Origin of the sequence: Mycolicibacterium tusciae, assembly GCF_002086795.1 — a bacterium.
In the GTDB taxonomy this organism is placed as follows: domain Bacteria; phylum Actinomycetota; class Actinomycetes; order Mycobacteriales; family Mycobacteriaceae; genus Mycobacterium; species Mycobacterium tusciae.
This window is the reverse complement of the sequence record NZ_MVIM01000001.1, coordinates 322,299-344,007: the sequence shown is the minus strand read 5'-3', so window position 1 is coordinate 344,007 and position 21,709 is coordinate 322,299. Positions and strand designations below refer to the sequence as shown.

The window sequence follows — 21,709 nt, the reverse complement described above, 5'->3', positions numbered from 1 at the left end:
ACCAGGGCATGCACGAAGAATTGCAGGATGGCGCCGGCAACGGCGAACGTGGGGGATCCGGCATCGATGTCGTACTGGTTACCGGGCTGTCCGGCGCAGGCCGGGGCACGGCGGCCAAGGTGCTGGAGGATCTCGGCTGGTATGTGGCCGACAACCTGCCGCCGGAGCTGATTGCGCGGATGGTGGAGCTCGGACTGGCGGCGGGCTCGCGCATCACCCAGCTGGCCGTGGTCATGGACGTGCGGTCCCGTGGGTTCACCGGCGATCTCGACTGGGTCCGCAACGATCTGGCCACCCGCAACATCACCCCCCGGGTGCTGTTTCTCGAGGCCTCCGACGACATCCTGGTCCGCCGATATGAGCAGAACCGGCGCAGCCATCCTTTGCAGGGGAATCAGACTCTTGCGGAGGGCATTGCGGCCGAGCGCACCTTGCTGGCACCCATCCGGGCTGCGGCTGATCTCGTCATCGACACGTCGACACTGCCGGTTCCCGCGCTGCGGGAAAGCATCGAGCGTGCCTTCGGCGGCGAAACCGTCGCTCACACCAGCGTCACCGTCGAGTCCTTCGGATATAAGTACGGCCTCCCCATGGACGCCGATACGGTGATGGATGTGCGCTTTTTGCCAAATCCGCATTGGGTGGACGAACTGCGACCGCACAGCGGACAGCACCCGGCCGTCCGCGACTACGTACTAGGCCAACCGGGCGCCGGAGAGTTTCTGGAGACCTATCATCGTCTGCTGGACTTCGTCATCGACGGATATCGTCGCGAGGGTAAGCGCTATATGACTGTTGCTATTGGCTGCACCGGAGGCAAGCATCGCAGCGTTGCGATCGCCGAGGCGCTGGCGGCCAGACTGCAGGGCGGTGACGACCTGACGGTGCGGGTATTGCACCGGGATTTGGGGCGCGAATGAGTCCGCGGATCGTCGCCCTCGGGGGTGGGCACGGCCTCTACGCCACGCTGTCGGCGGCCCGCAGACTCACCCCGCACGTCACCGCGATCGTCACGGTCGCCGACGACGGTGGTTCCTCCGGCCGGCTACGAAGCGAACTCGATGTCGTGCCGCCGGGTGATCTGCGAATGGCCTTGGCCGCGTTGGCATCCGACACTCCGCACGGGCGACTCTGGGCGACGATCCTGCAGCATCGGTTTGGTGGCAACGGTGCGCTCGCGGGGCACCCGATCGGCAACCTGATTCTCGCGGGTCTCAACGAGGTGCTGGCCGATCCGGTGGCGGCGCTCGACGAAATGGGCCGCGTGCTCGGCATTCACGGTCGGGTCCTGCCGATGTGTCCGATGGGGCTGGGCATCGAGGCCGACGTGGCGGGTCTGGAATCCGATCCGCGGATGAGCCGGGTGATCCGGGGGCAGGTGGCGATCGCGACCACGGTCGGGAAGGTGCGCAGGGTCAGGCTCATACCGGTCGACCCGCCGGCCACCAGGCAGGCGGTGGACGCGATCATGGCCGCCGACCTGGTCGTGCTCGGCCCCGGGTCGTGGTTCACGAGCGTCATCCCGCACGTGCTCGTTCCGCAGCTGGCGGCGGCGCTGCAGGCGACGGTGGCCCGGCGGGCGCTGGTGGTGAACCTCGTGGCAGAACCGGGGGAGACCGCGGAGTTCTCGGCCGAACGTCACATCCATGTGTTGTCTCAACACGCGCCGGGGTTCACGGTGCACGAGGTCATCGTCGACGCCAGCCGTGTCCCGTCCGAGCGGGAGCGTGAGCAATTGCGCCGAACCGCGAAAATCTTGGATGCCCAAGTTGAGTTTGCTGACGTGTCCAGACCTGGTACACCTTTACATGACCCGGCGAGGTTGGCCGCGGCTCTGGAGGGTGTGCGGTTGCGTGGTGCGGCGCCGCCCGTGTCTCCAACGCCGACCGTGCCCACACCGACAGCGAACGGACCGAGAGGTGACGACTCGTGGCGATGACAGCCGAGGTCAAAGACGAGCTCAGCCGTCTTCAGGTCAATTCGGTGAGTGCGCGCCGCGCCGAGGTGGCATCGCTGCTGCGGTTCGCCGGGGGGCTGCACATCGTGTCCGGCCGAGTGGTTGTCGAGGCCGAGGTCGATCTGGGGATCATCGCCCGGCGCCTGCGCAAGGACATCTACGACCTGTACGGCTACAACGCCGTGGTGCATGTGCTGTCGGCGAGCGGTATCCGCAAGAGCACCCGGTATGTCTTGCGGGTCGCCAAGGACGGTGAGGCGCTGGCCCGCCAGACGGGTCTGCTGGACCTGCGTGGACGGCCGGTGCGTGGCCTTCCCGCACAAGTGGTCGGCGGGAGCGTCGCCGATGCCGAAGCTGCTTGGCGTGGCGCGTTTTTGGCGCACGGATCCCTCACCGAACCGGGCCGGTCCTCGGCGCTCGAGGTCAGTTGCCCGGGGCCTGAGGCAGCGCTGGCGCTCGTTGGCGCGGCGCGCCGGCTTGGGGTCAGTGCGAAGGCCCGCGAAGTCAGGGGCGCCGACCGGGTGGTGGTGCGCGACGGCGAGGCCATCGGCGCATTGCTGACGCGCATGGGTGCCCAGGACACCAGGTTGACGTGGGAGGAGCGGCGGATGCGCCGCGAGGTGCGCGCCACCGCCAACCGGCTGGCAAACTTCGACGACGCCAATCTGCGGCGGTCGGCGCGGGCGGCGGTCGCCGCGGCCGCGCGCGTGGAGCGGGCGCTGGAGATCCTCGCCGACACCGTGCCGGACCACCTGGCCGCCGCGGGCAAACTACGCGTCGAGCATCGACAGGCGTCGCTCGAAGAACTGGGCCGCCTCGCCGATCCACCCATGACGAAAGACGCTGTGGCGGGCCGTATTCGACGGTTGCTGTCCATGGCCGACCGCAAGGCCAAGCAGGACGGTATCCCCGATACGGAGTCGGCCGTCACACCGGATCTGCTCGAAGACGCCTAGCTCGTCGCGAGCTGTGGATTTATCGCACGTAAATCGGCGGCAGTAAACGTGCCGTAACCAGCCACTCAGCGAACTTAAGTGTGCGATTCTGTGCAGGTGCCCGCGGGGGACCCGCCCGGTGGCGTGGTCACGTTCTTGTTCACCGATATCGAGGGTTCGACCCGTCGGTGGGAGTCGGACGCGGATGCGATGCGCGCGGCGCTGGCGGCGCATGACAAGGTGCTGCGCACCACGATCGATGCCCATGGGGGGTACGTCTTCAGTCACAGCGGGGACGGGATGGCTGCGGCGTTCTCGTCGCCGATGTCTGCAGTGGGGGCGGCGATCGATGCGCAGCGGGAGTTGCAGTTGCCGGTGCGGATGGGGATCGCGACCGGCGAAGCAGAATTGCGCGACGACGACTATTTCGGGACGGTGCTCAATCGCGCAGCGCGGCTGATGGCTGCTGGCCACGGCGGTCAGATCTTGGTTGCCGAATCGACCGCAGGCCTCCTGAGCGGAATCGAATTATTGAACCTTGGGCCACGTCGATTACGCGACGTGGCGAATCCAGTCACGATGTTCCAGCTGCAGGCGCCGGGGCTACGGACCGACTTTCCGCCGCTCCGCACCGTCGACCCCAAGGTGGGCAATCTGCGAACCCCGGCGTCCAATCTCATCGGTCGCGACGCGGAAATCCGCGAGATTGCCTCCGTGCTGCGCCAGCGACGCCTCGTGACATTGACCGGCGTCGGCGGCGTCGGCAAGACTCGGCTTGCACTCGAAGTCGCAGCGCAGGTGGCTGACGAGTTCCCCGACGGGGTTTGGGTTATCGAACTCGCCGCGGTCAATGATCCCGCTGCCGTGCCTGACGCGGTCGCCGCGAGCCTCGGTGTGACCCAGCAACCCGGCATGGGGGTTGGCGAGTCGGTGGCGGCGGCTCTCGAAGGGCGCGTCCGCTTGCTGGTATTCGACAACTGTGAGCATGTCCTCGACGCTGCTGCCGAATTGATCGAGGCGATCATCGCGGCATCCTCCACCGTACGGATCATCGCCACCAGCCGGGAGGGATTGAGCGTCACCGACGAACAGGTGTGGCCGCTGCGATCGCTGGACGCCGGCGCAGCCACCGAACTGTTCGAGGAACGCGCTCGCAGTGTCGCGCCGAACTTCTCGGCAGAAGGGACCGACGCCGTCGCGGAGATCTGCGCGCGCCTCGACGGCATTCCGTTGGCGATCGAACTGGCCGCCTCGAGGATGGCGTCCATGTCGGCAAGCGACGTACGAGACCGTCTGCATCATCGATTCAAGCTGCTCGTTGGGTCACGCCGGGGCCTGGAACGCCATCAAACACTTCGGCACGCGGTTGCCTGGTCCTACGACCTCTTAGACGAAGCAGACAGGGCGTTGCTGGACCGGTGTTCGGTATTCGGGGGTGGATTTGATCTGGAAAGTGCCTGCGCTGTAGCGGGATCCGAAGAAGTCGACGAGTACAGAGTGCTCGACCGCTTGGACGCACTTGTCCGCAAGTCGCTTCTGATCGCCGATCGTTCGACCGGCCGCACACGGTATTCGATGCTGGAGACGATCCGTCAGTTCGCCGAAGACCAACTCGTGGCTTCGGGTGCCGCTCCCGCCGCCCGGACCGCACACTCCCGCTACTTCGCCGGACGCGAACCCGAGATCATGGCCCTATGGGATAGCCCGAGGCAGCGCGGGGCCTACGAGTGGTTCGCCACCGAACTCGCAAACCTCCGTTCCGCATTTCGGTGGGCCGCCGACGAGCAGGACCTCGACACTGCCGCCACCATCGCCACATTTGTCGGGTTCATCGCATTCTTCGCCGACAATTACGAGCCCATCGCGTGGGTCGAGGAACTGATCGAACCCGCCCGTGCGGCCGATCATCCCCGACTTGCTTGGCTGTACCTCCTCGCATCCGTCTGTTATCAGACTGGGCGCAGTGATCAAGGTGTCGCTTACGCCGAGGCCATCCCAGCGGCGAAACACGATGGCTATAAAGAGATTCCGTTTGGGTTCGAGGGGTTGGCCGGCGGCGTCTACATGATGTTCGGGCAGCCCGAACGGTATGCCGGGTGGTGCCGCGAATTCATCCAGAGCGGTCGGGACACCCATGGCATGACCAGGTCGGCCCTGGTGAACGCGCTGGTTTTCGCGGGCGCGCGTGCAGAGGCCGTCAGCGCGGCAACGGGCGTCGTCGAAACGGCTGAAGCGACGGGCAATCCGTGGGCACTGTCCTACGCACTGCTCAGTGTGGCGTGGGTGTATGACGACGTCGATACCTCGCGCGCCATCGAGGCCGCGCGGCGGGGAATAGGGGTGACTCGCGAAAGCGGCAATCGCTTCAACGAGTCGCACTTGGCCGCCGTACTGGCCACCCTCGAGGTCAAACACGGCGATCCACTCGAGGCACTGAGTCACCTCACCCATGCGCTGCGAAACTATCAGGATGCCGGCAGCGTCGCCTTCTATCATTCGCCCATCGCGAGCCTCGCGGTGATTTTGGAACGGCTCGAACACTTCGACTCAGCGGCGACTCTCGCAAGCGTTGCCGTACGAAATCCCATGGTCATGGCGGCGTGGCCCGAAATCGCGGTCACAACTGACCATTTGCAGGAGATTCTTGGTGCACAGGCGTATGAAGCCCTCGCGCGCGAGAGTGCGGCGATGACGCCCGCGGCGGTCGTAGCGTATGCCTACGAGCAAATCGACCGAGCCCGAATCGAACTCGAGCGATCAGCGTGAATCCGCCGTCCGGGGTTGTCACGTTCCTGTTCACCGACATCGAGGGTTCGACCCGTCGGTGGGAGTCCGACGCCGATGCGATGCGCTCAGCGTTGGCTGTGCACGACAAGGTGTTGCGTTCGGCGATAGAAGCCCAGGACGGCTATGTTTTTAGCCACAGCGGCGATGGGATGGCTGCCGCGTTCGCGTCGCCGATGGCTGCGGTCGAAGCGGCGGTTCACGCTCAGCGAGAGTTGCAGTTGCCGGTGCGAATGGGCATCGCCACCGGCGAGGCCGAGTTGCGCGACGACGATTACTTCGGCCCCGTGCTCAATCGCGCGGCGCGGGTGATGGCAGCCGGGCACGGCGGACAGATCCTCGTCGCCGAGTCGACGGCTGGCCTGCTCAGCGGAGTACAGCTCATCGATTTGGGGCACCGACGGCTGCGGGATCTGCCTAACCCGGTCACGGTGTTCCAGTTAGAGGCGGAAGGTCTGAGCAGCGACTTTCCGCCGCTGCGAACAATCGACACAACTCCGGGGAATCTCCGACGCGCTGACTCGGTCTTCGTCGGGCGCGACGCCGAAGTCGTGGACATAGCGGCGCTCGTTCGTTCGCGACGGCTGGTCACTCTGACCGGTGTCGGAGGAGTCGGGAAGACGAGGCTCGCCGTCGAAGTGGCAGCACGGCTGTCCCATGAATACCCCGATGGTGTTTGGTTTTTCGAGTTTGGCGCAGTCAGCGATCCCGGCGAAGTACCCGAAAGTGTCGCTGCAGTCCTCGGCATTACTCAACAACCCGATAGGACGCTGACTCGGGCGATTGCGACCGCTCTTGACGGCCGTGTCCGCCTGCTTGTGTTCGACAATTGCGAACACGTCCTCGACTCGGTTGGGGATTTGGCCGACGCCATACTCGCGGAGTCGGCGACTGTGACGATCGTTGCGACGAGCCGCGAGGGTTTGGCGTTGCCTGACGAGCAGGTCTGGCCGGTACGGTCGCTCAGTCCCGCCGCCGCCGCTGAATTGTTCACCGAACGGGCACGTCACCTGTCCCCGTCTTTGGACTTCGCGGACGCGAATGTGGTCGCAGATATCTGTCGACGGCTCGACTGTATTCCGCTCGCGATCGAACTGGCGGCGTCACGTACCGCCTCGATGGCCGTCGATGAGATCCGCGACCATCTTGATCAGCGATTCAAATTGCTCGTCGGTTCGCGGCGCGCCCTTGGACGTCACCAGACGCTCCGCCATGCGGTGGCGTGGTCTTACGATCTGCTCGATGACGCAGAAAAGGTTCTGCTGGAACGTTGTTCGGTTTTCGCCGGCGGCTTCGACCTGAAAGGAGCCTGCGCGGTAGCCGGGTCCGATGCAGACCATTACCGCGTCGTGGACCTACTGGACGTGCTGGTCCGCAAATCACTTGTGGTCGCCGACCACTCGTCGGGGCGGACGCGGTTCTCTATTCTGGAGACAATCCGCGAATTCGCCGATGAACAGCTTGCCGACCGTGGTGACGCCGCGGACGCGCGTAATGCGCACGCCCGCCACTTCGCTCGGCTGGAATCCGACATTCTGGAAATGTGGAACGGCCCGCGCCAGAGTGATGCCTACAGGTGGTTCACGACCGAATTGCCCAACCTGCGCGCTGCGTTCCGGTGGGCCGTCGACGGTGGCCAACTCGACATAGCCGCTTCGATTGCCACCTACACGTTCGTCCCGGCGCTGGCGCTGGAAAACCAGGAGCCGTCGGCTTGGGCGGAAGAACTCCTTGAGGCTGCGGAGGTCCATGATCACCCCAGGCTCGGGTTCCTCTACCTGGCGGCTGCGCTCTGCTGGATGTCGGGTCGACTCAACGAAGCATTCGTCTACAACGAGAAGGCCCAAGCGTGTGTTCGCAGCGGGCGTAGTCAGGTGCCGTTCGGCCTCGAGGGGCTGCTCGGCGGCTTGCACATGGTGATCGGTCAGGTCGACAAGGCTCTGGAGTGGGAGGATGCGTATCGCGACGTGCGATCGGATCCGCTGGCGCTCAGCAGATCCAATCATTTGATCCAACTGGTGATGGCCGGCCGCATCGACGATGCAATGGCAGCAGCTCCGGAGGTCGTCGCCGCTGCGGAATCGACGGGCAATCCCTATGCGCTCTCGTGCGCGTTGCTGGGCTACGGTTTTGCATTCCGTGACGTCGACGCACAGAACGCTCTCGACGGGATGCGCCGGGGTCTCGGGATCGCACACGACAGCGGGAACCCGGGCGTCGAGGCGTACCTGGCCAACAACATTGGCCGACTGGAGGCCCGGAGGGGTGACTTCGCGGCCGCGCTCGATTACCTGACACTGGCCCTGCGCATTAACCAGAATTCGGGTTCGACCACGGCGATCCGCAGCCCGCTGGCGATACTTGCCGAAACGTTGCACAAATTCGAATGTCACGAATCGGCGGCCGTCATCACCGGCTTCGCGGTGAGTCCGCTGACGGTGGCCGCATTTCCTGAGGTTCCGAATCTCGTCGAGCGTTTACGCGAAGTCCTTGGCGATGACAGGTATGAATCTCTTGCCAGTGTCGGCGAATCCATGACGACCGCTGCGATAGCGACGTATGCCTTCGATCAGATCGAGCAGGCGCGAATCAAGCTCCAAGAACTACGGTGAAAGCCATGGAGACGCTCAAGGTCGGTGCGGCCTTCCCCGACCCCCCGTTCAACGGCATGCCGGACGACTCCGGGCTCGACATCGACCTGATGACGGCCATTGCTGAGAAGATCGGTGCAACAGTCGAATTCATCGCCTATGAGGGCGCCGACTTCAACGGCATCTTCGACGGACTCGGCGCCAGCTACGACTGCGTCACCGCCGGCACCACTGTCACGCCAGAGCGCGAACAGAAGGCCAGGTTCGTTCCGCCCTATCTGATCTCCGGGCAGGCTCTCGCCGTCGACACCCGACGGCTGCCGCACGTCACCTCCATCGACGACCTCGAGGGCCTGACCATTGGCGTGCAACAGGGCAACACCAGCCAACCGATCACCGAGCGTCTGGTCGCCGACGGCAAAGCGGGTGCCGTGCGCGTCTACGACTACGGCAGCATCCGCTCGGCCCTGACCGACCTGACCACCGGTGCCTGCGACGCATTCATGAAACTCGCGCCCGTGCTCAACGAACTCGTCAAGCCGATAGGCGGCGTCGAAGTCGTCCAGCGAGGCATCTCCGTGGAGAACATCGCCATCGCCGTCGGCCTCGACGACCAGGCGCTGCTCGGCCGCCTCACCGTGGCCCAGGCCGAACTGGAGCAGGACGGCGTCCTGCAGCGGATTCGCGGCAAATGGCTGGGCAATCCGTACGCCGACCAGAATCTGGCCGTGCATTGAGGACGATGCCGACCGGCTATGGGTCGCCCGCCATCCGCTCCGCCAACTCGGCGGCGCGGAGGTGGTTGTCACGGGCGGCCTCATACACCCGCACCGCGCGGCGGTGCGTGGCAACGTCGCCGATACCCTCCGCTGCCGCGGCGCGGTGGGTCCGCGCAGCCTGATCGTTTGCTTCGGCAGCGCGTCGATGCCGCTCGGCGGCGACCAAATGCGCTTGGCGCACCCGGGCATGGGCATGCTGAGTGGGCTGCGCCAACACCTGCGTGTCGCCGCCGGGAATTCCATCGGTCGCCGTCATGAGCCTGCCTTCGGCGCGGTTTCGGCCTGTCGTCGTACAGGCGATATGGCCATGATCACCGCGACCCGTGCCGAACAGCAGGGCCCTAAGTCACCAGCGTCGTTGCCCGACGTCACCAATCTGACCAGGCCGCGCGTGGCGCCAATCACACCACTAGGCTGGCCGTTGAGTATCAAGGCGAAAAAGGGAGATTCAGGTGACCATCCGGGTTGGCGTTAACGGGTTCGGCCGTATCGGGCGTAACTTCTATCGGGCCTTGGCGGCGCAGAAGGCCGAGGGTAAGAGCACCGACGTCGAGATCATCGCGGTCAACGACCTGACCGACAACGCGAGCCTGGCGCACCTGCTCAAGTTCGACTCGATCCTGGGTCGCTACCCCGAGGAGATCAGCCTCGAGGGTGAAGACACCATCGTGATCGGCAACACCAAGATCAAGGCGCTGGAGGTCAAGGAAGGGCCGGCCGCGCTGCCCTGGGGTGATCTCGGTGTCGACGTCGTGGTCGAGTCGACCGGCATCTTCACCGCCCGCGCCAAGGCGCAGGGCCACCTGGACGCGGGCGCCAAGAAGGTCATCATCTCCGCGCCGGCCAGCGATGAGGACATCACGATCGTGCTCGGGGTCAACGACGACAAGTACGACGGCAGCCAGAACATCATCTCCAACGCGTCGTGCACGACGAACTGTCTGGGGCCGCTGGCCAAGGTGCTCAATGACGAGTTCGGCATCGTCAAGGGCCTGATGACCACGATCCACGCCTACACCCAGGATCAGAACCTGCAGGACGGCCCGCACAAGGATCTGCGTCGCGCCCGCGCCGCCGCGCTGAACATCGTGCCCACCTCGACCGGTGCGGCCAAGGCGATCGGTCTGGTGCTGCCCGACCTGAAAGGCAAGCTCGACGGCTACGCGCTGCGGGTGCCGATCCCCACGGGTTCGTGTACCGACCTGACCGCCGAGCTGTCCAAGTCGGCGACCGCCGAGGAGATCAATGCGGCGTTCAAGGCGGCCGCCGACGGTCCGCTCAAGGGGATCCTGAAGTACTACGACGCGCCGATCGTGTCCAGCGACATCGTCACCGATCCGCACAGTTCGATCTTCGACGCGGGCCTGACCAAGGTGATCGACAATCAGGCCAAGACCGTGTCCTGGTACGACAACGAGTGGGGATACTCCAACCGCCTCGTCGACCTGGTCGCACTGGTCGGCAAGTCGCTCTAGCGCAATGGCCGTCAAGAACCTCGACGACCTACTGGCAGAAGGGGTTTCGGGCCGGGGCGTTCTCGTTCGCTCCGACCTGAACGTCCCGCTCGACGACGACGGCAACATCACAGACCCGGGTCGCATCACCGCGTCGGTGCCCACGCTGCGGGCGCTGGCCGACGCCGGCGCCAAGGTCGTCGTCACCGCGCACCTCGGCAGGCCGAAAGACGGTCCGACGCCGGAGTTCTCGCTCGCACCCGTCGCCAAGGCGCTGGGGGAGCAGCTCGGTAGGCACGTCCAGCTGGCGGGAGATGTCGTCGGCACGGACGCGCTGGCCCGCGCCGAAGGCCTTACCGACGGCGACATCCTGTTGCTGGAGAACATTCGGTTCGACCCACGCGAGACCAGCAAGGACGACAACGAGCGGCTTGCGCTCGCACGCCAGCTCGCCGAACTCGTCAGCGGCGCAGACGGGTCGCCCGGTGCGTTCGTCTCCGACGGCTTCGGTGTCGTGCACCGCAAGCAGGCCTCGGTGTACGACGTCGCGACGCTGCTGCCGCATTACGCGGGCACGCTGGTGGCCACCGAGATCAAGGTGCTCGAACAGCTGACCAGCTCAACCGAGCGGCCGTACGCGGTGGTGCTCGGCGGCTCGAAGGTGTCGGACAAACTCGCGGTCATCGAGAACCTGGCGACCAAAGCGGACAGCATCGTCATCGGCGGTGGTATGTGCTTTACATTCCTTGCCTCGCAAGGTGTTTCGGTAGGCAAGTCGCTGCTCGAAGAAGGCATGATCGATACCTGCCGTCAGTTGCTCGAGGACTACGGCGACGTGATCCACGTGCCGGTCGACATCGTCGTAGCCGACGAGTTCAAGGCGGATTCTCCGTCGGAGATCGTTGCGGCCGACCAGATTCCGGACGGCAAGATGGGCCTGGACATCGGGCCCGGCTCGGTACAGCGTTTCACCACGTTATTGTCGAACGCCAAGACCATCTTCTGGAACGGGCCGATGGGCGTCTTCGAGTTCCAGGCGTTCGCCGCGGGCACCAAGGGCGTCGCCGAGGCGATCGTCGGGGCGACGGGCAAGGGCGCGTTCAGTGTGGTGGGCGGTGGCGACTCCGCCGCGGCGGTCCGCCAGCTCGGGCTGCCTGACGACGGCTTCTCCCACATTTCGACCGGGGGCGGGGCGTCGCTGGAATACCTTGAGGGCAAGACGCTCCCGGGTATCGAAGTGCTCGACGACTGAAAGGCCCTAGACATGAGCCGTACGCCGCTGATCGCCGGCAACTGGAAGATGAACCTCAACCACTTCGAGGCCATTGCGCTGGTCCAGAAGATCGCGTTCTCACTGCCGGACAAGTACTTCGACAAGGTCGACGTCGCGGTGATTCCGCCGTTCACCGATTTGCGCAGCGTGCAGACGCTCGTCGACGGCGACAAGCTGCGCCTTACGTACGGTGCGCAGGACCTGTCCCAACACGATTCGGGGGCCTACACCGGCGAGATCAGCGGCGCCTTCCTCGCGAAGCTGGGCTGCACCTACGTCGTCGTCGGGCACTCGGAGCGCCGGACCTATCACCATGAGGACGATGCGCTGGTCGCTGCCAAGGCGGCCGCTGCGTTCAAGCACGGCATCACCCCGATCATCTGCATCGGCGAGCAGCTCGAGGTCCGTGAGGCCGGCAACCACGTCGAATTCAACACCGAATCGCTGCGCGGCTCAGTGGCGGGTCTCACAGCAGAGCAGATCGGCCAGGCCGTCATCGCCTACGAGCCGGTGTGGGCGATCGGCACCGGCCGGGTGGCCAGCGCCGCCGACGCCCAGGAGGTCTGCAAGGCCATCCGCGACGAGCTGGGCAAGCTGTCGTCTCCACAGCTGGCCTCGGGTGTGCGGATCCTGTACGGCGGATCGGTGAACGCCAAGAACGTCGGCGAGATCGTCGCACAGGAGGATGTCGACGGTGCGCTGGTGGGTGGAGCGTCGCTCGATGGCGAGCAGTTCGCCACGCTTTCGGCCATCGCTGCTGGTGGGCCCTTGCCGTAGCGGCCCTTTCCGGCCTGTAGGCTGTCGGCCATGGTTTTAGCTCTGCAGATCACGCTGATCGTCACCAGCTTGCTCGTGGTGCTTCTCGTGTTGCTGCACCGCGCCAAGGGCGGCGGCCTGTCGACCCTGTTCGGCGGCGGCGTCCAGTCCAGCCTGTCCGGCTCGACGGTGGTGGAGAAGAACCTGGACCGGCTGACGTATTTCGTCGTCGGCATCTGGGTGGTGTCGATCGTCGGCGTCGCCTTGCAGATCAAGTACAGCTGACCCGTCTGAGCCGATCGGCTCGTTCTGCACCTGACGCACGCCGCGTCGATACTGGTGGAATGGCAGATGTCGGCGGACTTGAACCCATCGGCGCGGTACAGCGCACGAAAGTGGGCCGGGAGGCCACCGAGCCGATGCGCGAAGACATCCGATTGTTGGGTGCGCTTCTCGGCGAGACCATCCGGGACCAGAATGGTGAGGCCGTCTTCGACCTCGTCGAACGCGCCCGCGTGGAGTCGTTCCGGGTCCGGCGCTCGGAGATCGACCGCGCCGAGCTGAGCTCCCTGTTCGATGGCATCGACATTCACCAGGCCATTCCCGTCATCCGCGCATTCACCCACTTCGCCCTGCTGGCCAACGTCGCCGAGGACATCCACCGCGAGCGTCGGCGCATCATCCACGTCGCCGCCGGAGAACCGCCGCAGGACAGCAGCCTGGCGGCGACGTACGCCAAACTGGACCTGGCCGGGCTCGATTCGGCGGCGGTCACCGATGCGCTGGCCGGAGCACTCGTTTCGCCGGTGATCACGGCGCATCCCACCGAAACCCGTCGACGCACGATCTTCGACACTCAACACCGCATCACGCAGTTGATGCGGCTGCGATTGAACGGCCATGAGCTCACCGACGACGGCCGTGATATCGAGCGTGAGTTGCGCCGCAACATCCTCACGCTGTGGCAGACGGCACTGATCCGGTTGTCCCGGTTGAAGATTCAGGACGAGATTGAAACCGGGCTGCGGTATTACCCCGCGGCGTTCTTCGAGGTCGTCCCGCAGGTCAACGCCGAAGTGCGTAACGCGCTGCGGTCCCGTTGGCCCGATAGCGATCTGCTGAGCCAGCCCTTCCTGCGTCCCGGATCGTGGATCGGCGGCGATCGCGACGGCAACCCGAACGTCACCGCCGAGGTCGTGCGTCTGGCGACCAGCAGTGCCGCCTATACGGCGCTGGAGCATTACTTCACCGAGATCACCGCGCTCGAAGAGGAACTGTCGATGTCGGGGCGGCTGGTCAAGATCAGCGCGGCGCTCGAGGCACTCGCCGATAAGTGTCACGAGCCCGCCCGGATGGACGAACCGTATCGCCGGGCGCTGCGGGTCATCCATGCTCGGTTGACGTCGACGGCCACTGAGATCCTCGATCGTCAGCCCGAACACGAACTCGACCTCGCGCTGGACCCCTACGAAACTCCCGCCGAACTCTTGGCCGACCTCGACATCGTCGACGAGTCATTGCGAAGGAACGGCAGCGCCGTGCTGGCCGACGATCGGTTGGCCCGGCTGCGGGAAGCCGTGCACGTCTTCGGGTTTCACCTGTCCGGGCTGGACATGCGGCAGAACTCCGACGTGCACGAGGAAGTCATCGCCGAGCTGCTGGAATGGGCGGGCGTTCACTCCGACTACCGTTCGCTGCCCGAACCCGAGCGCGTCGAGCTTCTCGCGGCCGAGGTCGCCACGCGGCGCCCGCTCATCGGCGACGGTGCCGAGCTCTCCGAGCTGGCGCGCAAGGAACTCGACATCGTCGCCGCGGCGGCCCGCGCCGTCAAGGTATTCGGGCCGCAGGCCGTGCCGAACTACATCATCTCGATGTGCCAGTCGGTGTCCGACATGCTCGAAGCTGCGGTCCTGCTCAAAGAGGTTGGTTTACTCGACGTTTCGGGACCCGACGCCTATGCGCCCGTCGGGATCGTCCCATTGTTCGAGACCATCGACGACCTACAGCGCGGCTCCTCGATTCTCGAACAGGCGCTGGAACTTCCGGTGTACCGCGCCATTGTGTCGGTGCGTGGTGACAGCCAGGAAGTGATGCTCGGCTATTCGGACTCGAACAAGGACGGCGGATACCTCGCAGCCAACTGGGCGCTGTATCGCGCCGAGCTCGATCTGGTGGAGTCCGCACGCAAGACGGGAATGCGGTTGCGGTTGTTCCACGGGCGCGGCGGCACCGTGGGGCGTGGCGGCGGACCCAGCTACGACGCCATCCGGGCGCAGCCGCCGGGTGCGGTCAACGGATCGCTGCGGATCACCGAGCAGGGCGAGGTGATCGCCGCCAAGTACGCCGAACCGCAGATTGCGCATCGCAACCTGGAGACCCTGTTGGCCGCGACACTGGAGGCCACTCTCCTCGACATCGAGGGACTCGGCGACGCCGCCGGTCCCGCCTACGACGTGCTCGACGAACTGGCCGCCCGCGCGCAGCGGGCGTACTCCGAATTGGTGCACGACACACCGGGATTCGTCGAGTACTTCAAGGAGTCGACGCCCGTGAGCGAGATCGGTGCGCTCAACATCGGGAGCAGGCCGACGTCACGCAAGCCCACCACGGCCATCTCGGATCTGCGCGCGATTCCGTGGGTGCTGGCCTGGAGCCAATCGCGGGTGATGCTGCCGGGCTGGTACGGCACCGGAACCGCGTTCGAAGGATGGATCGACGAGGGCGACGGACGGCTGGAGGTCCTGCGGGACCTGTACCGTCGCTGGCCGTTCTTCCGGACGGTGTTGTCCAATATGGCTCAGGTGCTCGCGAAGGCGGACATGGGTCTGGCGGCGCGTTACTCCGAGTTGGTGGCCGACGAGCAGTTGCGGTCGCGGGTGTTCGACAAGATCGTCGCCGAGCACACCCGCACCATCCAGATGCACAAGCTCATCACCGGCCACGACGATCTGCTCGCCGACAACCCGGCCTTGGCGCGATCGGTGTTCAACCGGTTTCCGTACCTCGAGCCACTGAACCACCTTCAGGTGGAACTGTTGCGCCGCTACCGTTCTGGTGACGACGACGAACTCGTCCAGCGAGGCATCCTGCTCACGATGAGTGGACTGGCGACCGCACTGCGCAACAGCGGCTAGGAACTGGCGCTGTCGCGAGCCTTCTCGAGCGCGGCGACCAGCGCGTCGACCTCGGCCCGCTTCTCGGCGGGGACCGTCAGTGAGTAGAACGTGCCCACGTTGACGATCACCTGCAGCAGTTCTTTTTTCTCACCGCCGAAGATCTTCTTGCGGCGGGTTATCTCCTTGATGTCGGTTCCGGCGTACTTGTCGGCCGGGTTGCGGCCGCGCGACGTGTTTGTCCGCAGCTTCTCGACCCAGTTGCCGTCGACCACGATGCTCTCGCCGTTGATGCCGTCTATACGGAACATCCGGCGATCCTATCGTTGACACCCGGGCTTCGAGATGTCACAGTCGGTGGGTTCTTAACTGAAAACCATGTTTTCAATTAAGCGAACTGGAGGCAGGTGTGAGCGACGCGAACCCGATGGCCTGGCTACCGTTTTCCATTGCCGAGGCGGCACTGACCGGGCAGAACGGTGGCGAGGGTGATCTTCCGCAGGCGTGGGCGCACTTGCTGAATCGGCTCAGTGCGGCCGGTGAACTCGTCGCGCTCAGCGAGGTCAACCGCAACCGCGTCGACTACGCGTCGGGGATGCGGCACCTGATGGTCCTGCTGGCCGTCGGTGTCGACGAGGCGCTACGGGTCGACCCCGATCCGGTGCTGGCGGTCAGCCGCACCAGTACTGACGACATCCTGACCTGGGGCATGGAGTGCCCGGACTGTCTCTACCTGCGGTCGACGTTGCGTGCCGGTGAGACGTATCGGCTTTTCGGCAATCGGGGGACCGCGCGCTATGTCGGTCTGCAGACCATGAACGGAGTCGCATCCACCGCCAACACGCTGGTGGATGACCTCGAGGTGGACGCGGATGGCGAGTTCGAAGTCGTGCTGTCCGCCGACGAGCACGAAGGCAACTGGATGCGTCTCGACGGTGACCATCCCACCCTGGTGGTGCGGCACTTCTTCTACGACTGGGACAGGGAGCAGCCATCGGTCCTGCAGATCGAGCGCATCGGCACCGAGGTCGCATCGAAGGATCGGGTGGTCGCTACCGATGTCGCGGTCTCACGGCAGATCTACGCGCTGGGCGAGTTCGTCTTCGACAACCTCAAGTTCTTCCTCGACTTCAACGCAGGCGCGCCGGTCAACGGGTTCATGCCACCGATCGACCGATCCAGTATGGGCGCCGCTGCCGAGAACCGCCCCGTCATCGGGCGTTACGAGCTCGAACCGGATGAGGCCTTGATCCTGGAAGTCGAGCCACCCGAGGGCGTGTATTGGAGCTATTCGGTCGGCAACCCGTGGTGGGAGACCATCCACTACGGCCGGCACCAGTCCAGCCTCAACGCGCATCAAGCGAACATCGACTCCGATGGGATCCTGCGCGTCGTCGTGAGCTCGCACGATCCCGGTGTCGCGAATTGGCTTGATACGGCTGGACATAGCAATGGTGCGATGATCCTGCGCTGCGTGCGGACCCTGACCGCGCCCACGCCGAACGCACGGGTGGTCAAGGTCGCCGACATTTCGTCGTCGTTGCCCACTGCCACCGCGAGGGTCAGCCCCGAGCAGCGGTCGGCGATCGTCGCGGCGCGCCGGCGCGCGGTGCACGAGAGGTTCTCCGCATGACGTTCACGGTGGACGACCTGGAAGACGGCGCGCGAACCGCCACCGGCCTCGACGATTTCGGCTCGACCTACTATCGCGAGGGGCTGGAGCGGACCGTCGATGCGCTGAACAACGAAGCCGATCTCAACGAGATGGGCGCGATCATCCAGCACGCGACGATCAGCAATGCCCTCATTCAGAGGTTGCGGATCGTCGACACCTACGAGCAGCACCCTGAGATCGACGACGAGGTCATCGGCGGGCCGGTGTTCGTGATCGGGTTGCCGCGCACCGGCACGACGGCGCTGAGCCAACTGGTGGCCAGCGATCCGCAGTTCCGGTCGTTGCGGATGTGGGAGTCCCAGGCATGCACGCCTCCACCAGAGGCGGCCACCCAGCACGACGATCCGCGGATTGCGCAAGCTGCCGAGGGAATCGCCATGATGGACAGCATGTTTCCGCGGATGCGGAGCATGATGAACTCGGAGCCGCAGGCCGCGACCGAATGCCAGGACCTGATGGGGATGAGTTTCCGCACCTTCCATTTCGACGGGGTGGTGCGGGTGCCCGGGTATCTGGCGTGGCTGATGCAGTGCGACATGCGCGAGACGTACACGTTCCACCGGCACGTGCTCAAGCTGCTGCAGTGGCATTGTCCGCCGACGCTGTGGCATCTCAAGACGCCGGTGCACATGTTCTCCCTCGATGCGCTGGTCGAGGCGTATCCGAACGCGAAGTTCCTGTGGAGCCACCGCGATCCGGCGAAGGTGCTGGCGTCGGTGTGCAGCCTGATCCAGTACGTGCGCAGTTGGAGCAGCGATCGTGACGACGCGCACGAGCTGGGTGCCGAACAGCTGCAATGTTGGACCGAAGGAGTCAGGCGCGCGATGGACTTCCGAAAGCGCTTCGGAGACAACCGGTTCGTCGATGTATCGTTCGCCGACTTGAACACCGACCCGATCGGCACTCTCCAGAACGGCTATGAGCGGTTGGGCCTGACCTTCACCGACGAGGCGCGTAGCCGCGTCCGGGAATGGTGGGACGGGCACCAACCGGGTTCGCGAGGTGAGCATGCCTATGACCTCGCCGACTACGGCCTGACGCGTGAACAGGTGCACGAATCGTTCGCCGAGTACCTCGCGAAATACGACGCGACGGCATGATGGACGCGGTAGTCAAGCGGCGGCGCAAGAAGCTGGACCCCGATCCGGGTGTGCGGGATGCTCTCGTGAACGCCGCCGCGAAGATCGTGCACGAAGAGGGGATCGCGGCTGTCAGCGTGGCCCGGGTGCTCGACCGTGCCGCGCTGAGCACACGGGCGTTCTATCGGCATTTCGACTCGAAGGACGCCTTGGTGTCGGCGGTGTTCCTGCAAATCGCGCAGATCGAGGTGCGCCGGCTCAAGCGGAAGATGGCAGCGGCGTCAGATCCGGTCGATGCGGTGGTGGCGTGGATCGACGGCAGGTTGGACCTCGCGTTCAACGAACGGATTCGGTCCGACCAGCGGAAGATGGCACTGGAGGCACAGTCGCAGATGTTCGCCGCGCCTGAGTTGGTCAGCGACGCCTACGGCGAGATATTGAAGCCACTCGTCGAACAGCTCGAGAAGGGCAGGGCCGCAGGTCTTTTTCCCGGTATCGATCCCGAGGCCGACGCGTTGTCGATCCACGGTGCGATCTGGGCGAGCACCGCACGCCAATGGACGACCGGCGATTGCGATAAGCACGAGGTTCGCGAACAGATTTTCCGGTTCTGCCTGCGCGGAATCGGTGTGACGCAGTGAGGAAGGTGACTCGATGGACCTGGGTTTGACGGGGTCGACGGCCGTCGTGACGGGTGGAAGCAAGGGTATGGGCCTGGCGATCGCGACGACGTTCGCCGAAGAGGGGGCCAGGGTCGCGGTGATGGCCCGGGGAGCCGACGCGCTGGACGACGCGGTGGCGATTCTTCGCGACGCGGGCGCCCCGGATGCGGTCGGGATCAGCGTCGACATGTCGGATGCCTCGTCGATCTCCGCCGGCTTCGAGTCCGTCGCCCAGCGGTGGGGCCGGCTCAACAGCCTGGTTCACACGATCGGGCCGGGTGATGGCTACTTCGAGGACATGGACGACACGCAGTGGGAGGAGACGTTCACGCTGGGAACTATGTCGGGGGTGCGGTCGATCCGGGCCGCGCTGCCGATGCTGCGGGCCGCGGAGTGGGGCAGGATCGTGACGCTGTCGGCGCATTCGATACAGCGGCAGAACCCGCGGATCGTCGCCTACACCGCATCGAAGGCCGCGCTGAGCAGTGTCACCAAGAACCTGTCGAAAAGCCTTGCCAAGGACGGAATCCTGGTCAATTGCGTGTGCCCGGGCACCATCGTCACGGCGAGCTTCACCGAGGTGCTCAAGGACGTCCTGGCCGCGGACGGACTCGATGCAAACGATCCCGCCGACGTGATGACATGGATCGACAACAACTTTCACCAGCCGTGCGATCTCGGCCGGGCAGGCTTACCCGAGGAGATCGCGTCGATCACGGTCTATCTCGCGTCACGGCGCAACGGCTATGTCACCGGGGCCACCGTCAACGTCGACGGTGGTTCGGATTTCGTCTGATCAGCGGCTGACGTAGCGCACTGGGCAGGGATCGGCGGATCGCGCGACCCCGCCGATCTGGGCCGGTACCGGACGTGGGTAGCAGGTCCACGATGGCGTCATGTCGTAGGTGCTCAACAGACGCGTCAGCGCCGTTGTCATCGCCGCCAGCGAAAACGGCTGGGCGGGGCACGAGTGCTTGCCGTGTCCGAACGCGGTGACCAACATCGGCGATGGCAACGACGCCGCGTCGACGAGGCGGTAGCGGTTCCAGCGCGCGGGGTCCCAGGTGTCCAGACCGGGCGCGGCCGAGGTGTTGAGCAGCGGCAGCAGTGTGGCAATGGTCCAGCCGGCGGGCACGCGGTACGTCTGGTCGCCGGTGTCGAGGTCGACGGGAGCCAGTACGGCTCGGGACATGATGGAACGCTGTGCCAGCCGGGTGCTCTCCAGCGCGCAGCGCTGCGCGAAATCCTGGTCGCCGTCGGCGACGCGCTGAGCCTGTGCCGGGTGTACGAGCAGGTCCACAAGCGCCCAGCCCAGTGCGGCCATCAGGTTCGACATGGAGGCGATGTGGATGAGGGCCACGTCGAGCGCGATGCCGCGCAGACGGACGTCGTCGGGTTCCGACGACCAGGCACGTACGATGCGGCCGAACAGACCGTTGTCGTCGGAATCCGTTGACTTCGCGAGGTTTCCGATGACAGCGACGACGTCGTCGAGCGCGGCACGTTCGGCCTGCTTGCCTGACGCCGCGACGGCCGCCATCGCCTCGGGATGAACAAACGCGTCGGAACCGTCCAGGGCCTCGAAGGCGCGGACCAGCCGTTCGAATGAATCCCCGTGTGCGGAGCGCGGTCCCGCCCAGGAGGCCAAACCCATTCGGTGCCCGAGGCGACGGGTGAGGCCGAACAGTTCCACGGTCCCTTCGGTTCCGAGCTCAGCCACAGTCTGGGTCAGGGCGTAGTCGAGGTTCGCGAGATACGAGGCGACGTCGTCGCGGCGGAACAACGAGGTCGGGAGTAACCGTCGTCCGTCGAAGATCTCGTCGGGAAGCTTGCGGCGCAGCATCAGGTAGTCGGCGACACCCTTGCTGGCCTTGTCTTCGGGTAGGCCGTAGAAAGATTCGACGCCCGCGGGGGAGAACGTGAACAGGTAGTTGTCGTCGCCACTGCGCACGCTGAAGGTGTCGCCGTACCGGGCGCGCGCGGCGGCGATGGCGGCGACGGCGTCGTCGACCGACACGTCCCACGGCAATCCGACGCCTTCGGCGAGCGGGGGCTGCGGAACCGGGAGGTTGGCCGACACTAGAGGCGGGTGGTCTTGCGCACCCTGTTGACCGCACCGCGGACCGCCTGCTCGGTGGCGGCAAGCGGGCCGATGACGGATTCGCCGACGCCGACGATGCGCTCGACGCGGGCGACGATGCCCTCCATGCGGTCCACCACCGCGATGAGGCGCGGGGCCAGCTCGTTGATCTGGTTGATCGTGTCGTTGAAGCGTTCCAGCGTGGCATCGAGTTTGCCGGTCGAGTTGTTGAGGTCGACGAGGGTTTCACTCAGCCCCTCGAGGATGGTGTCGACCTGCTCGACCGTGACGTCGGCGTTCAGCGCGGCCTGCGCCAGTTTCTGGATACGTTCCCGGCCGGTACGTGGCGCTGGTTTGCTGCCACCCTTGTCCACCATGAGGGCCATTTGACCACACCCGTGGGAACCGTCGAGGCGGACTGGTCGTCTGACCCTGTGTGACGACGCGTGCAGGGGATACGCCATCCCGTCAATGCCCAGGTTGTTCGTGGCGCAGAACTGTCGCAACGGATTCGACGAGCCCGACCGCCGAGTATGAGGCGGGTTTCCGGGACGGCGACAGGGATCGGACT

General features: G+C 65.3%; 19 protein-coding genes. 15 read left to right on the top strand and 4 right to left on the bottom strand.

The features are described 5' to 3' along the window. Window positions 1–8 precede the first annotated feature (8 nt). The 6 genes from rapZ (at window position 9) to BST47_RS01600 (ending at window position 9,004) form a co-directional block, all read left to right on the top strand. Window positions 9–920, top strand: coding sequence for an RNase adapter RapZ (gene rapZ, locus BST47_RS01625; RefSeq protein WP_107528833.1), 912 nt, complete (start codon window positions 9–11; stop codon window positions 918–920). After that, on the top strand, window positions 917–1,939 hold the full coding sequence (yvcK, locus tag BST47_RS01620; RefSeq protein WP_083123442.1) for a uridine diphosphate-N-acetylglucosamine-binding protein YvcK: 1,023 nt from the start codon (window positions 917–919) through the stop codon (window positions 1,937–1,939). The genes rapZ and yvcK overlap by 4 nt, the downstream gene beginning before the upstream one ends. Further along, window positions 1,936–2,913, top strand: coding sequence for a DNA-binding protein WhiA (gene whiA / locus BST47_RS01615; RefSeq protein ID WP_083123731.1), 978 nt, complete (start codon window positions 1,936–1,938; stop codon window positions 2,911–2,913). The genes yvcK and whiA overlap by 4 nt, the downstream gene beginning before the upstream one ends. Before the next feature lie 90 nt (window positions 2,914–3,003). Then, entirely contained in the window at window positions 3,004–5,658 is a 2,655-nt protein-coding gene (locus tag BST47_RS01610) for a winged helix-turn-helix domain-containing protein (protein WP_083123441.1), read from the top strand. Continuing rightward, entirely contained in the window at window positions 5,655–8,288 is a 2,634-nt protein-coding gene (locus BST47_RS01605; protein WP_083123440.1) for an adenylate/guanylate cyclase domain-containing protein, read from the top strand. Before BST47_RS01610 ends, BST47_RS01605 begins: the two co-directional genes overlap by 4 nt. 5 nt (window positions 8,289–8,293) lie before the next feature. Beyond that, window positions 8,294–9,004, top strand: coding sequence for an ABC transporter substrate-binding protein (locus BST47_RS01600; RefSeq protein ID WP_083123730.1), 711 nt, complete (start codon window positions 8,294–8,296; stop codon window positions 9,002–9,004). A 16-nt stretch (window positions 9,005–9,020) separates the two neighbouring features. Here the strand turns inward: BST47_RS01600 and BST47_RS01595 are convergent, their stop codons facing one another. Next, window positions 9,021–9,302: a hypothetical protein gene (locus BST47_RS01595; RefSeq protein ID WP_083123439.1), complete on the bottom strand. Its 282-nt coding sequence runs from the start codon at window positions 9,300–9,302 to the stop codon at window positions 9,021–9,023. A gap of 196 nt (window positions 9,303–9,498) precedes the next feature. Between BST47_RS01595 and gap the strand changes: the two genes are divergently transcribed. The 5 genes from gap to ppc are packed head-to-tail and all read left to right on the top strand — an operon-like array spanning window position 9,499 to window position 15,663. Beyond that, window positions 9,499–10,521, top strand: coding sequence for a type I glyceraldehyde-3-phosphate dehydrogenase (gap, locus tag BST47_RS01590; RefSeq protein ID WP_083123438.1), 1,023 nt, complete (start codon window positions 9,499–9,501; stop codon window positions 10,519–10,521). Window positions 10,522–10,525: 4 nt separating this feature from the next. Then, window positions 10,526–11,752 carry a phosphoglycerate kinase gene (locus BST47_RS01585; protein WP_083123437.1) on the top strand — a complete coding sequence of 409 codons (1,227 nt, stop codon included), beginning with the start codon at window positions 10,526–10,528 and terminating at the stop codon, window positions 11,750–11,752. Window positions 11,753–11,764: 12 nt separating this feature from the next. After that, window positions 11,765–12,550 carry a triose-phosphate isomerase gene (gene tpiA, locus BST47_RS01580; protein ID WP_083123436.1) on the top strand — a complete coding sequence of 262 codons (786 nt, stop codon included), beginning with the start codon at window positions 11,765–11,767 and terminating at the stop codon, window positions 12,548–12,550. A gap of 30 nt (window positions 12,551–12,580) precedes the next feature. Beyond that, window positions 12,581–12,814 (top strand): preprotein translocase subunit SecG, encoded by a 234-nt coding sequence (gene secG / locus BST47_RS01575; protein WP_083123435.1) that lies wholly within the window; start codon window positions 12,581–12,583, stop codon window positions 12,812–12,814. 59 nt (window positions 12,815–12,873) lie between these two features. After that, window positions 12,874–15,663, top strand: coding sequence for a phosphoenolpyruvate carboxylase (gene ppc, locus BST47_RS01570; protein WP_083123434.1), 2,790 nt, complete (start codon window positions 12,874–12,876; stop codon window positions 15,661–15,663). Here ppc and BST47_RS01565 read toward each other — a convergent pair. Further along, on the bottom strand, window positions 15,660–15,953 hold the full coding sequence (locus BST47_RS01565; RefSeq protein WP_083123433.1) for a hypothetical protein: 294 nt from the start codon (window positions 15,951–15,953) through the stop codon (window positions 15,660–15,662). The two genes, ppc and BST47_RS01565, sit on opposite strands and share 4 nt — an antisense overlap. Before the next feature lie 116 nt (window positions 15,954–16,069). Here BST47_RS01565 and BST47_RS01560 point away from each other — a divergent pair, with 116 nt between their 5' ends. The 4 genes from BST47_RS01560 to BST47_RS01545 are packed head-to-tail and all read left to right on the top strand — an operon-like array spanning window position 16,070 to window position 19,854. Then, window positions 16,070–17,275, top strand: a complete 1,206-nt coding sequence (locus BST47_RS01560; protein WP_083123729.1) for a DUF1214 domain-containing protein — start codon at window positions 16,070–16,072, stop codon at window positions 17,273–17,275. After that, complete coding sequence (locus BST47_RS01555) at window positions 17,272–18,417, top strand: sulfotransferase family protein (RefSeq protein WP_083123432.1); 1,146 nt, start codon at window positions 17,272–17,274, stop codon at window positions 18,415–18,417. The genes BST47_RS01560 and BST47_RS01555 overlap by 4 nt, the downstream gene beginning before the upstream one ends. Beyond that, the gene (locus tag BST47_RS01550) at window positions 18,417–19,037 is read left to right on the top strand and encodes a TetR/AcrR family transcriptional regulator (protein ID WP_083123431.1); all 621 of its coding nucleotides are present in this window, start codon (window positions 18,417–18,419) and stop codon (window positions 19,035–19,037) included. The genes BST47_RS01555 and BST47_RS01550 overlap by 1 nt, the downstream gene beginning before the upstream one ends. 13 nt (window positions 19,038–19,050) lie before the next feature. After that, window positions 19,051–19,854, top strand: a complete 804-nt coding sequence (locus tag BST47_RS01545; protein WP_083123430.1) for an SDR family NAD(P)-dependent oxidoreductase — start codon at window positions 19,051–19,053, stop codon at window positions 19,852–19,854. On the opposite strand, the gene BST47_RS01540 is transcribed toward BST47_RS01545, so the two are convergent. Both BST47_RS01540 and BST47_RS01535 read right to left on the bottom strand, forming a co-directional pair. After that, window positions 19,855–21,138: a cytochrome P450 family protein gene (locus BST47_RS01540; RefSeq protein ID WP_083123429.1), complete on the bottom strand. Its 1,284-nt coding sequence runs from the start codon at window positions 21,136–21,138 to the stop codon at window positions 19,855–19,857. Beyond that, on the bottom strand, window positions 21,138–21,515 hold the full coding sequence (locus BST47_RS01535) for an ATPase (protein ID WP_083123728.1): 378 nt from the start codon (window positions 21,513–21,515) through the stop codon (window positions 21,138–21,140). The genes BST47_RS01540 and BST47_RS01535 overlap by 1 nt, the downstream gene beginning before the upstream one ends. Window positions 21,516–21,709 lie beyond the last annotated feature (194 nt).

Excerpts from the sequence above, each read along its gene's own strand:
- rapZ (WP_107528833.1), top strand. The coding sequence starts at position 9 with ATGCACGAAGAATTGCAGGATGGCGCCGGCAACGGCGAACGTGGGGGA.
- ppc (WP_083123434.1), top strand. The coding sequence starts at position 12,874 with ATGGCAGATGTCGGCGGACTTGAACCCATCGGCGCGGTACAGCGCACG.
- BST47_RS01555 (WP_083123432.1), top strand. The coding sequence starts at position 17,272 with ATGACGTTCACGGTGGACGACCTGGAAGACGGCGCGCGAACCGCCACC.
- BST47_RS01600 (WP_083123730.1), top strand. The coding sequence starts at position 8,294 with ATGGAGACGCTCAAGGTCGGTGCGGCCTTCCCCGACCCCCCGTTCAAC.
- whiA (WP_083123731.1), top strand. The coding sequence starts at position 1,936 with ATGACAGCCGAGGTCAAAGACGAGCTCAGCCGTCTTCAGGTCAATTCG.
- BST47_RS01545 (WP_083123430.1), top strand. The coding sequence starts at position 19,051 with ATGGACCTGGGTTTGACGGGGTCGACGGCCGTCGTGACGGGTGGAAGC.
- BST47_RS01560 (WP_083123729.1), top strand. The coding sequence starts at position 16,070 with ATGGCCTGGCTACCGTTTTCCATTGCCGAGGCGGCACTGACCGGGCAG.
- BST47_RS01595 (WP_083123439.1), bottom strand. The coding sequence starts at position 9,302 with ATGACGGCGACCGATGGAATTCCCGGCGGCGACACGCAGGTGTTGGCG.
- secG (WP_083123435.1), top strand. The coding sequence starts at position 12,581 with ATGGTTTTAGCTCTGCAGATCACGCTGATCGTCACCAGCTTGCTCGTG.
- BST47_RS01565 (WP_083123433.1), bottom strand. The coding sequence starts at position 15,953 with ATGTTCCGTATAGACGGCATCAACGGCGAGAGCATCGTGGTCGACGGC.
- yvcK (WP_083123442.1), top strand. The coding sequence starts at position 917 with ATGAGTCCGCGGATCGTCGCCCTCGGGGGTGGGCACGGCCTCTACGCC.
- BST47_RS01535 (WP_083123728.1), bottom strand. The coding sequence starts at position 21,515 with ATGGTGGACAAGGGTGGCAGCAAACCAGCGCCACGTACCGGCCGGGAA.
- tpiA (WP_083123436.1), top strand. The coding sequence starts at position 11,765 with ATGAGCCGTACGCCGCTGATCGCCGGCAACTGGAAGATGAACCTCAAC.
- BST47_RS01585 (WP_083123437.1), top strand. The coding sequence starts at position 10,526 with ATGGCCGTCAAGAACCTCGACGACCTACTGGCAGAAGGGGTTTCGGGC.
- BST47_RS01550 (WP_083123431.1), top strand. The coding sequence starts at position 18,417 with ATGGACGCGGTAGTCAAGCGGCGGCGCAAGAAGCTGGACCCCGATCCG.